Below are 11,122 nucleotides of genomic sequence, written 5' to 3' on the forward strand. Positions count from 1 at the left end.
AGAGCTCAGCTTTTCTTGAGCTTTAAAGATACTGGTCTTAAGGAAGTGACAGGAGGAAATTTATGGTTTTAGTAGCACAAATTATTGTAGACGTTCCTCTGATGCAGACGGACAGGCCTTATAGTTACCTTATCCCTGAAGCCATGCAAGGTCAAATTGCCATTGGTATGCGAGTGCATGTGCCTTTCGGTAAAGGAAATCGTCTATTGCAAGGTTTTGTTATTGGCTTCGAAGAGCAGGAGAACTTAAGAGACTTTCCTGAATTAAAACCTATCGCTGAGCTTTTAGATTATGAGCCAGTCCTTAATCAGGATCAACTGGATTTGGCTGATCAGATGCGACATACGGTCTTTTCCTATAAGATTTCTATCTTGAAGTCAATGCTACCTGGTCTCCTTAATTCTCAGTACGATAAGGTTATCATGGCGACTGATAAACTGGGTGAAGAGGATAAACAGACTTTTCTTCAGGGGCAGAATCATGTTCTTTTCTCGCAGTTGTCAGAGGAGCAGCGTCAAGCCATTCCTCGTCTGGTCCAGTCTGGACGTGTAACGGTTGATTACCTTGCTAAGGATAAGCAGAACATCAAGACTGAGAAGCACTATAGTGTTCAAAAGGGCATTCTTGAGACTTTGGCTATTTCGCAGCGGGCTAAGAGGCGTATAGAACTACGAGACTTCTTGCTAGAGAAGAGTGAGGCAGGGAAGGTGGCAGATCTTCACAAGCTTTTTTCACGAGATGTGGTTAAGTTTTTCATTGAAGCTGGTGCCTTGGTCATCACTGAAGTTGAGGTCAATCGTGCCGACAGCTACTTTGAAAAGGTAGAGAAGACGGATTTTCTTGAGCTTAATGTTCAACAGGCGCATGCTGTTGAAGAAATGATGCGCCAAATCGGACAAGGTGGCAAACCTTTCTTATTGGAAGGGGTAACGGGATCAGGTAAGACAGAGGTCTATCTGCATCTTATCGAGAGGACCTTGGCTATGGGGAAAACGGCTATTGTCTTGGTACCAGAGATTTCCCTGACGCCCCAAATGACCAATCGTTTCATTTCACGGTTTGGTGACTTGGTGGCCATCATGCATTCAGGCTTGTCAGACGGTGAGAAATTTGACGAGTGGCGAAAGGTTAGGTCAGGACAGGCCAAGGTTGTCGTAGGAGCGCGTTCGGCTGTCTTTGCTCCCTTGGACAATATCGGCGCGATCATTATCGATGAGGAACATGAGGCTACTTATAAGCAGGAGTCTAATCCTCGCTACCATGCTAGAGATGTAGCCCTGCTTAGGGCTAAGAGTCATGGAGCCGTGCTTGTCCTTGGGTCAGCAACACCGTCTATTGAGACACGGGCGAGAGCTCAGAAAGGGGTTTACCATTTTCTTGAGTTGACTCAGAGGGCTAATCCTAATGCTAAAATTCCTCAGGTGGAAGTGGTGGACTTTAAGGACTTTGTGGGCCGTCAAGAGGCGAGTGATTTTACGCCACCTCTTTTGGAGAAAATCCGAGAACGTTTGGCACGTAAGGAACAAGTCGTGTTGATGTTAAACCGTCGTGGCTATTCCTCTTTTGTCATGTGTCGTGACTGTGGCTATGTGGATGACTGTCCCAACTGTGATATTTCATTGACCTTGCACATGGATACCAAGACCATGAATTGTCACTATTGTGATTTTCAAAAAGCGATACCACATGTCTGCCCTAACTGTCAGAGCCGTCAGATTCGCTATTATGGGACTGGGACACAGAAGGCTTATGACCAATTGACGGAACTCTTGCCAGAAGCCAAAGTGATTCGTATGGATGTTGATACGACACGCAAGAAAGGGGCTCACGAGAAACTCTTGGAGGCCTTTGGAAGTGGTAAGGCCGACATTTTGCTCGGAACCCAGATGATTGCCAAGGGCTTGGATTTTCCAAATGTTACCTTGGTAGGGGTCTTGAATGCAGATACGTCGCTAAATTTACCAGATTTTCGTTCAGCTGAGCGTACCTTCCAACTCTTGACTCAGGTGGCCGGTCGTGCTGGTCGTGCTGATAAGGAAGGGAAAGTTATTATTCAAACCTATAATCCTAGTCATTATGCCATTCGGTTTGCACAGCAACAGGATTATGAAGGTTTCTACGCCTATGAAATGGGGATTCGACGTCAGTTGGCCTATCCGCCTTATTTCTATACGGTAGGAATTACGCTTTCTCACAAGGATGAAGAGTTTGTGGTTCGCAAGAGCTATGAGGTTATGGCTTATTTAAGAGAGCACCTGTCAGACAAGGTGACCTTCCTAGGGCCTACGCCTAAGCCAATTGCCCGAACACATAACCTTTATCATTATCAGATTATTATCAAATACCGTTTTGAGGATAACTTGGAAGAAACGCTTAATAGGGTCCTTGACATGACTCAGGAACCTGAAAACAAGGACCTGCGTTTGATTATTGATCACGAACCTCAGAATTTTACCTAATCTAGAAAAGGAAGAATATGACAAAATTAGTATTTATGGGAACGCCTGCCTTTTCAGCGACAGTGCTGGAAGGACTTTTGACCGATGAGCGTTATGATATTGTCGCTGTGGTGACACAACCAGACCGTGCTGTCGGCCGTAAAAAAGAAATCCGCATGACACCAGTCAAGGAAGTAGCTTTGGCGCATGACTTGCCAATTTATCAACCTGAAAAGTTGTCAGGTTCTGAAGAAATGGCGCAACTTATGTCAATTGGTGCTGATGGAATTGTTACTGCGGCTTATGGACAATTCTTGCCAAGCAAGTTGCTTGATAGCATGGATTTTGCAGTGAATGTCCACGCTTCACTCTTGCCCAAATACCGTGGTGGGGCACCTATCCACTATGCCATTATTAATGGTGATGCAGAAGCAGGTGTGACGATTATGGAGATGGTCAAGGAAATGGATGCTGGTGACATGGTTAGCCAAAAGGCCTTGCCAATTCTTGACGAGGATAATGTTGGTACCATGTTTGAAAAATTGGCAGTCTTGGGTCGTGACCTCTTGCTTGAAACTTTGCCTGCCTATATCGCTGGAGAAATCAAGCCTGTTCCTCAAGATGCTAGTCAGGTAACGTTTTCGCCAAATATTAGCCCAGAAGAGGAGCGCCTTGATTGGAATAAGCCGGCTCGTGACATCTTCAATCAAATCCGTGGTATGTACCCATGGCCTGTGGCCCATACCTTGCTTGATGGCAAACGTTTCAAAATTTATGAAGCGGATTTGGCAGAAGGTCAAGGACAGGCTGGTCATATTATTGAAAAAACCAAGAAGAGTTTGGTAGTTGCGACTGGCCAAGGAGCTATTTCGCTTAAGACAGTTCAACCTGCTGGAAAACCTCGTATGGCTATTGCTGATTTCCTTAATGGGGTCGGACGCAATCTTGAAGTAGGTGATGCATTTGGCCAATGATTGGAAAAAAACAGCTCGTGGACAGGCACTTGCAGTCTTAGAAGAAGTCTTCCAGGAAGGGGCTTACTCAAATATTGCTCTCAATGCACATCTGAGCAAGTCGCAGCTGACAGATAAGGACAAGGCCTTAGTGACGGAGATTGTCTATGGGACCGTGGCTCATAAGATTACTTTGGAGTGGATTCTAGCCCATGTTATTGAGGACCGTGATAAGCTTGAACCTTGGGTTTATGACCTCTTGCTCTTAAGTCTCTATCAGCTAGCCTATTTAGATAAGATTCCAGCCCATGCAGTAGTTAACGATGCTGTTGCTATTGCCAAAAATCGTGGCAATAAAAAGGGTGCCGAGAAGCTGGTAAATGCGGTTCTTCGTAAACTATCTAGCCAGCCTTTGCCAGATCCAAGCAAGATTAAACGTGTCAATAAACGCTATTCCGTTCAGTATTCTCTACCTGTATGGTTGGTTAAAAAACTTATCGACCAGTACGGGGAAGACCGTGCCCTTGCTATTTTCCAAAGCCTCTTTGTGAGAAATAAGGCTAGTGTGCGTGTAACGGATGCGTCACGTTTGAAAGAGATAGCGGAGACCACTGGGGCTGATCGTTCAGTCCTATCACCAGTCGGGCTTGTTAAGTCTTCAGGTTACTTTGCTGGGACAGATTATTTTAAAGAGGGATTATTGACCATTCAGGATGAGACCAGTCAACTGGTTGCACCAACTTTAGGGATTCTAGGTGAGGAAGAAATCCTGGATGCCTGTGCGGCACCTGGTGGTAAGACGGTACATATGGCCTCTTATTTGACGAGTGGACATGTGACGGCGCTTGACCTCTATGATCATAAGCTTGCCCTTATCGAAGAAAATGCACAGCGTCTTGGCCTAGCTGATAAGGTTAAGACACAGAAATTGGATGCTAGTCAGGTACATCAAGTCTTTCCGGCTGATAGTTTTGACAAGATTTTAGTGGATGCTCCTTGTTCAGGGATTGGACTCATTCGTCGGAAACCTGACATCAAATATAACAAGGACCTCCAAGACTTTGAGTCCCTTAAGGCTGTGCAGTTGGATATCCTATCCAGCGTTTGTCAAACCCTACGAAAAGGTGGTATAATAACATATAGTACTTGCACCATCATAGCAGAAGAAAATCAAGAGGTGATTCAAGCCTTTCTTGAGAGCCATCCTGATTTTGAGCAAGTTGCCTTAGACCATCCATGTAAAGACATCGTGGTCAATGGCTGTTTGGCAATTACCCCCGAACAGTATCTAACTGATGGTTTTTTCATCGCACAGTTGCGTAAAAAAGCTTAGGGTTGCAGAGGAGGAAATGCTGACGCAAGTCAGAAAGAAAACTATGGAAATATCATTATTAACGGACATTGGCCAAAAACGGTCAAACAACCAAGATTTTGTTAATAAATTTGTCAACCAAGCTGGTGTTACCCTTGTCGTTGTTGCAGATGGAATGGGTGGACACCGTGCTGGAAATATTGCCAGTGAGATGTCAGTGACTGACCTTGGTCGTGACTGGATTAACACTGATTTTCGTGAGTTGAGTCAAATTCGTGACTGGATGATTGCTGCCATTGATGCAGAAAATCGTAAAATCTATGAACTTGGCCAAAACGAAGAATATAAGGGAATGGGAACAACTATTGAGGTTCTTGCCTTTGTTGATAACGCTGTGATTTTTGCTCATGTTGGAGATTCACGTATTGCCCTTATCCGTAATGGTGAGTATAAGCAATTGACGAATGACCACTCTTTGGTCAATGCTCTGATTAAGGCTGGTCAATTGACAAAAGAGGAAGCAGCTGTTCATCCACAACGTAATATTATTACACAATCTGTAGGGCAGGCCGCTCCAATTGAAGCTGATCTTGGTGTCCAACAATTGGAACCAGGAGACTATATTCTGGCTAATTCAGACGGCCTAACTAACATGATTTCAACCGAACAGATTGTTCATATTGTTAACAGTCCTGGTTTCCTTGAAGAAAAAACCAGTCGTCTAGTAGCCGCTGCAAATGAGGCAGGTGGTTTTGACAATATTACCGTTGCCCTCGTTAAAGTAGAAAGTGAGGAAGGATAATGATCCAAGTTGGCAAATTGTTTGCTGGACGTTATCGAATCCTTAAAGCTATCGGACGTGGTGGTATGGCGGATGTTTATCTGGCTAATGACCTGATCTTGGATAATGAGAAAGTGGCCATTAAGGTGCTTCGTACTAATTATCAAACCGATCAGGTAGCTGTGGCACGTTTCCAGCGTGAAGCACGTGCCATGGCAGAACTCAGTCATCCCAATATCGTTGCAATCCGAGACATTGGCGAAGAAGACGGCCAGCAGTTCTTGGTGATGGAGTACGTGGATGGTTCGGACTTGAAGAAATATATTCAAGACCATGCGCCACTTTCTAACCAAGATGTTGTGCGTATTATGGGAGAGATTCTTTCTGCCATGACTCTTGCCCATCAAAAGGGTATTATCCACCGTGACCTTAAGCCACAAAACGTTCTTTTAACTAAGGACGGTAGGGCCAAAGTTACAGACTTCGGGATTGCGGTTGCCTTTGCAGAGACTAGTCTGACTCAAACCAATTCTATGTTGGGTTCTGTCCACTACCTCTCACCAGAGCAGGCGCGTGGATCTAAAGCAACTATCCAAAGTGATATCTATGCTATGGGTATCATGCTCTTTGAAATGTTGACAGGGCATATTCCATATGATGGTGATAGTGCAGTTACCATCGCTCTTCAGCATTTCCAAAAACCATTACCATCAATCTTGGCTGAGAATCATAATGTTCCTCAGGCATTGGAAAATGTGGTTATTCGAGCGACAGCTAAAAAGCTTGATAATCGTTATAACAGTACTTTGGAAATGAGCCGAGATTTAGTAACTAGCTTATATCCTAGCCATAGCCGTGATGCTAAGGTAGTCTTTGATGACATGACGGATACTAAGACTTTGCCTAAGGTTACTCCAGTTCCGTCAGTAAGCTCTGAGAAAAAGGCAACTGCCAAGTCATCAGAGTCAAAACAAGCTGTAAGTAAGCAACCAAGGAAAAAGTCAACATTAGCTAAGAATAAAAAGAAGAAAAAAAAGAAAAGCTTTTTCTCGACATCACTCAAGGTATTCCTGGGGTTGGTCTTTATCGGGATTATCATTTTTGCCTATTTGGTATTTACCAACCCTGATAGTACTCAGGTGCCTAACGTGGTCGGTCAAGAGTTGTCCACAGCTCAGACTAAAATTGAGGGTGCTGGATTTAAGGTAGGAGAAGTTAAGGAAATGGAAGATGACTCTGTCGGTACAGGCAAGGTCATCAAGACTGATCCTACAGCTGGAACCACACGAAAAGAAGGATCAAGTATTGATATCTATGTTTCTTCTGGTAGTAAAGGTTTCGCGTTGAAAGACTACAAAGGTAAAAATTATAAGGATGCCATTGAGGATTTAACTTCGAATTATGGCGTTTCTGAGGACCAAATTGATATTCAGCATGTCGAAGACGACAGTGCTGAAGAGGGAGAAATCCTATCTCAAAGTCCAGGGAAAAACAAGACTTTCAATCCTAAGGATAGTAAGGCTAAGATTAAGTTCCGTGTGGCAACTCCTAAGACAGTTACCATGCCTGATGTGACTGGTTTGACGGTTTCAACAGCGGTTCAAACCTTGAATCGTAAGAGTATCTCAAGTAGTAGCATCGAGTATCATGACTATAATACTGGTGCTAAGTTAGACAAGGATAAGGTTCCTAGCAGTACAGAGGTCCTTTATCAAGATCCACAAGCTGGTACAAGTGTTGATGGTACAGTGATTCTCTATGTTTCGGTTGCAACAGCAAGTTCAAGCCTACAGTCAAGCTCAAGCAGTACGACACATTCGTCATCGACGAGCTCAAGTACTGAAAGCACAAGCTCTAGTACTGAAACACCGACAGAGGCTACTCACACAGACCAACAATAGTTTTTAATAATTGAGACATAATAAAGAGAGGTTATTTCACCTCTCTTTTTTGTTATCTAGACTTCTTGTCGATAGCTTAAAAAGCCTGCTTGCCAGGGGTTAGAGATTTTTTTATAATGAAGACATCACATATAGGAGAGACGCTATGAGAAACCGTAGAAAACTGAGAAGGTATATCATTACCTACGATATCGTCATGACGGTCCTGGCCCTGATTTCCATTGGCTTGGTTATCTTTGATTTAGTTGGCTTAATTTCAATTGGAAGGCGACCTTTCAGAGTGATAGATCAGTCTATAACGCTCATCTTTGCCATTGATTATGCGATTCGTTTCTCCTTGGCACCTCGTAAGCGAATTTTTGTTAAAACACATGTCTTGGACTTGTTGGCTATTATTCCCTACAATGAAGTCTTTACCTTCCTTCGTTTTTCAAGGGTGGGACGCTTTGCTCGTTTGGCCAAACTCTCCCGCTTAATTGGTTTGAGTAGTAAGCTCAAGCACATTTCCAATCGCATTAATCGCAGAAATGGCTTTTATTTTCTGCTTTCGGTTAATAGTATTATCATCCTTATCAGTAGTGCTATTATTGCCCGAGTAGAGCACCATAATTTTATTGATGCTATTTGGTGGTCTGTAGCAACGGTTACTACGGTAGGTTATGGCGATATCGTTCCTCGAACATTGGTAGGTAAGGCCGTTGCGGTCGTTCTTATGTTTAGTGGGATTGCCACTCTGGGGTTGTTAACTAGTTCTCTCAATAATATTTTTGTGCGGTCAGGTCGTCAGACTGAAAGAAAATTGGCTGAGATTGAGAAGGAGTTGGCAGAGCAGCGTGTCATACTGGAGGAAATCAGGAGTACGGTGCAACTCATAAATAGCAAGATGGACGAAACTGACGATTAAGATTTTTGAATGAAAGACAGTGTTTCCTATAATGGAGGCACTTTTTTTGAATTCTGCTGCCCCTTTTCTATCTTGGTTAGTCGGTGTTCAAACTGGGTCTTTTTGTCAATTGCCTTAAAATTTGATAGAATGAAGCCTGTATACTTTTATTTGAGAGGTCCTTATGACCAAATTTAATTTTTTCTTAGTGGTGGAAGCCCTGCTTTTGACTCTGGGTCTGATCACCATCTTTAATAATGATATTACCAGTTTTATTTTCATTCTGGTCTTGACCTTGTTGGCCGTTCGCTTTTTTAACAAGGAGTCCAAGAGTGACTTTGTCTTGACCATCAGTTTGATCTCACTTTTTCTGGTTTCCATGTGGAATATCTATGTGGTACTTGCTATCCTAGTGGGTGTGGCCTATGTCATGATAAACCATTTCTCACAGGTTAAGAAAAAGAATCGCTATGCCCTCATTCAATTCAAAGAAGATAATTTGAATCCTCGGGCTGTCCGAAATCAGTGGATTGGGACTCGTATGGAACCTGTCAGTGATCGTTATGACTTTGATGATATCAATATCATCCGTTTCTTTGGGACAGATGTGATTGATTTGACTCAGGTTATTGTTTCGGGGCGAGATAATGTCGTGATTTTGCAGAAACTCTATGGACCGACGACTATCTTGGTACCAATTGATGTTTCCGTTAAACTCAACATATCGGCAATCTATAGCTCTGTCACCTTCTTTAATGAAGATGAATACGACCTCCGTTATGAAAGCTTGACCTTGCAGGGGGCGGAGTATGAGCATGCTCATCGGACGGTTAAATTGATTCTCAATGTGGGAGCTGGACCAGTGGAGGTACGTCGCAAATGAAGAAACAGTACCTATTTTTAATCCTGATTTACTCGGTTGTAGTTTTGGTTGGCGTTACCCTTGTAGTGATGGATAGCTTTAACCTCAACTTTTCACTGGTTTTCGGCAATCTGTCTCAGGCCTTCCACTTCCTTTTTAACATGTTTTTTGTGGTTCTGAGTTTGCTCATTTTGCTTTATATTCTTTGGGCCATTGCCAATGATAACAGTATGCGTTCAGTCAATCAGGATTTGCGCCGCATTATCAATAATCAACCAGTCAAACGTCAGGGAGATATTGAGTTAGACAAGAATATGATGCGTCTGTCTCATAAGATGCGTAAATTGACTAAGGATTTGCAGAAAACTGAGAATGCCCAAGCTCTACAAAGTCGTGATATTATCAAGAAGGAGAGAGGTCGTATTGCTCGGGACCTTCACGATACCGTTAGTCAGGAACTTTTTGCGGCTAGTATGATCTTATCTGGTGTATCTCAGATGGCGGATCAGCTAAGTAAGGAAGATTTGCATAATCAAATCCAGGCGGTTGAGGCTATGCTGACGGACGCTCAAAATGATATGCGTGTCTTGCTTTTGCATCTTCGCCCGACAGAGCTTGAGAACAAGACCTTGCAAGAAGGCTTGCAGATGATCCTTAAGGAATTAACCGATAAATCCAATATTCATGTCGTCTACAAGGATATGGTTAAGAAAGTGCCCAAGCGTATTGAAAATAATCTCTTTAGGATTGCCCAAGAGTTTATCTCTAATACCCTTAAACACGCCAAGGCTAGCCAGATAGAGGTTTATCTCTATCAAAATAGTCAGGAAATTCAATTGAAAATGTTGGATAATGGTGTTGGTTATGACTTAAATGCGTCGACTGACGAGATGAGTTATGGCTTGAAAAATATCCAAGAGCGTGTCGATGAAATGGCAGGAACTGTGCAGTTCCTATCAGCTAAAGGTAAGGGGACGTCTATTGATGTCCGTGTACCGATATTAAGAGGAGAAGACAATGTCGAATAAGATTAATGTGATTTTGGTCGATGACCATGAGATGGTCCGTTTGGGACTTAAGAGTTTCTTGAATCTCCAAGGAGATGTAGAAGTCGTTGGAGAGGCAGGGAATGGTCGAGAGGGTGTCGATCTTGCCTTGGAACTGCGTCCGGATGTCGTCGTTATGGACCTTGTTATGCCTGAATTAGATGGTGTTCAAGCGACTTTGGAATTGCTCAAAGAGTGGCCTGAAGCCAAGATTTTGGTTTTGACTAGCTATTTGGACAATGAAAAAATTTACCCAGTCATTGAAGCTGGTGCCAAAGGCTATATGCTTAAAACCAGCAGTGCGGCAGAGATACTCAATAGTATCCGAAAGGTTTACCGTGGTGAAGAAGCTATCGAAACTGAGGTGGACAATAAGATTAAATACCATGATAGTCATCCGGACCTACACGACGACTTGACGGCACGTGAACGTGATATCTTGGCCCTTCTGGCTAAGGGGTATGACAATCAAACTATTGCTAATGAGCTATTTATTTCATTGAAGACCGTTAAAACTCACGTGTCTAATATCCTTGGAAAACTTAATGTCGATGACCGTACTCAGGCTGTTGTTTATGCCTTTAGACATCATTTGGTTTCGCAGGATGATGAATAAAGCTATCAACTAAGTTTGTTATCTAGGGGTCAGGGAGGGGGATCATAACTATTAACCCTAACTCGGATTTTGCGAGTCAAATTCTTTGACTTTATTTCTAGCAAAACATATAATTAAACCATCCTAAAACTTTTCTTTTTTCATATGAGGTTGAAGCGACCTCATATCATCTATCTAAGTTCGCTTAGATGATGAAATCTCCTAACTCCTAGCAATCGGTATTTCCGGTTGCTTTTTTTGAAAAAAAGTTTAAAAAAAGTGTTGACAGCCCACTAGTTTTTCTGTAGAATAATAAGAGTCTTTTGGGGTATAGCCAAGCGGTAAGGCAAG

9 protein-coding genes are annotated in these 11,122 nt (G+C 42.9%); all 9 read left to right on the top strand.

Features of this window, described 5'->3' with window-relative positions; all coding sequences use genetic code 11:
• Positions 1-62 precede the first annotated feature (62 nt).
• The 9 genes from HMPREF2571_RS07670 to HMPREF2571_RS07710 all read left to right on the top strand — a co-directional run bounded on the left by HMPREF2571_RS07670 (position 63) and on the right by HMPREF2571_RS07710 (position 10,792).
• The gene (locus HMPREF2571_RS07670; protein WP_070847621.1) at positions 63-2,459 is read left to right on the top strand and encodes a primosomal protein N'; all 2,397 of its coding nucleotides are present in this window, start codon (positions 63-65) and stop codon (positions 2,457-2,459) included.
• A gap of 17 nt (positions 2,460-2,476) precedes the next feature.
• Positions 2,477-3,412, top strand: a complete 936-nt coding sequence (gene fmt / locus HMPREF2571_RS07675) for a methionyl-tRNA formyltransferase (protein ID WP_070847624.1) — start codon at positions 2,477-2,479, stop codon at positions 3,410-3,412.
• Positions 3,402-4,724 (top strand): 16S rRNA (cytosine(967)-C(5))-methyltransferase RsmB, encoded by a 1,323-nt coding sequence (rsmB, locus tag HMPREF2571_RS07680; RefSeq protein WP_070847627.1) that lies wholly within the window; start codon positions 3,402-3,404, stop codon positions 4,722-4,724. Before fmt ends, rsmB begins: the two co-directional genes overlap by 11 nt.
• Positions 4,725-4,767: 43 nt before the next feature.
• A complete protein-coding gene (locus HMPREF2571_RS07685) occupies positions 4,768-5,505 on the top strand; it encodes a Stp1/IreP family PP2C-type Ser/Thr phosphatase (protein WP_070847630.1) in 738 nt (245 codons plus the stop codon).
• Complete coding sequence (pknB, locus tag HMPREF2571_RS07690) at positions 5,505-7,385, top strand: Stk1 family PASTA domain-containing Ser/Thr kinase (RefSeq protein ID WP_013990237.1); 1,881 nt, start codon at positions 5,505-5,507, stop codon at positions 7,383-7,385. Before HMPREF2571_RS07685 ends, pknB begins: the two co-directional genes overlap by 1 nt.
• Positions 7,386-7,530: 145 nt before the next feature.
• Positions 7,531-8,289 (top strand): potassium channel family protein, encoded by a 759-nt coding sequence (locus HMPREF2571_RS07695; protein WP_002884314.1) that lies wholly within the window; start codon positions 7,531-7,533, stop codon positions 8,287-8,289.
• Between the two features lie 163 nt (positions 8,290-8,452).
• Entirely contained in the window at positions 8,453-9,151 is a 699-nt protein-coding gene (liaF, locus tag HMPREF2571_RS07700; RefSeq protein WP_002886862.1) for a cell wall-active antibiotics response protein LiaF, read from the top strand.
• Positions 9,148-10,158, top strand: coding sequence for an envelope stress sensor histidine kinase LiaS (locus tag HMPREF2571_RS07705; protein WP_045768527.1), 1,011 nt, complete (start codon positions 9,148-9,150; stop codon positions 10,156-10,158). The genes liaF and HMPREF2571_RS07705 overlap by 4 nt, the downstream gene beginning before the upstream one ends.
• Positions 10,148-10,792 carry a response regulator transcription factor gene (locus HMPREF2571_RS07710; RefSeq protein WP_002884791.1) on the top strand — a complete coding sequence of 215 codons (645 nt, stop codon included), beginning with the start codon at positions 10,148-10,150 and terminating at the stop codon, positions 10,790-10,792. The genes HMPREF2571_RS07705 and HMPREF2571_RS07710 overlap by 11 nt, the downstream gene beginning before the upstream one ends.
• The last annotated feature ends 330 nt before the right edge of the window (positions 10,793-11,122 follow it).

It is taken from the genome of Streptococcus sp. HMSC068F04 (assembly GCF_001837455.1).
Lineage (GTDB): Bacteria > Bacillota > Bacilli > Lactobacillales > Streptococcaceae > Streptococcus > Streptococcus salivarius_D.

What these genes read in the sequence shown, in the direction of transcription:
- HMPREF2571_RS07670 (WP_070847621.1), top strand. Translation starts at nt 63, where the DNA reads ATGGTTTTAGTAGCACAAATTATTGTAGACGTTCCTCTGATGCAGACG.
- fmt (WP_070847624.1), top strand. Translation starts at nt 2,477, where the DNA reads ATGACAAAATTAGTATTTATGGGAACGCCTGCCTTTTCAGCGACAGTG.
- HMPREF2571_RS07685 (WP_070847630.1), top strand. Translation starts at nt 4,768, where the DNA reads ATGGAAATATCATTATTAACGGACATTGGCCAAAAACGGTCAAACAAC.
- pknB (WP_013990237.1), top strand. Translation starts at nt 5,505, where the DNA reads ATGATCCAAGTTGGCAAATTGTTTGCTGGACGTTATCGAATCCTTAAA.
- HMPREF2571_RS07695 (WP_002884314.1), top strand. Translation starts at nt 7,531, where the DNA reads ATGAGAAACCGTAGAAAACTGAGAAGGTATATCATTACCTACGATATC.
- liaF (WP_002886862.1), top strand. Translation starts at nt 8,453, where the DNA reads ATGACCAAATTTAATTTTTTCTTAGTGGTGGAAGCCCTGCTTTTGACT.
- HMPREF2571_RS07705 (WP_045768527.1), top strand. Translation starts at nt 9,148, where the DNA reads ATGAAGAAACAGTACCTATTTTTAATCCTGATTTACTCGGTTGTAGTT.
- HMPREF2571_RS07710 (WP_002884791.1), top strand. Translation starts at nt 10,148, where the DNA reads ATGTCGAATAAGATTAATGTGATTTTGGTCGATGACCATGAGATGGTC.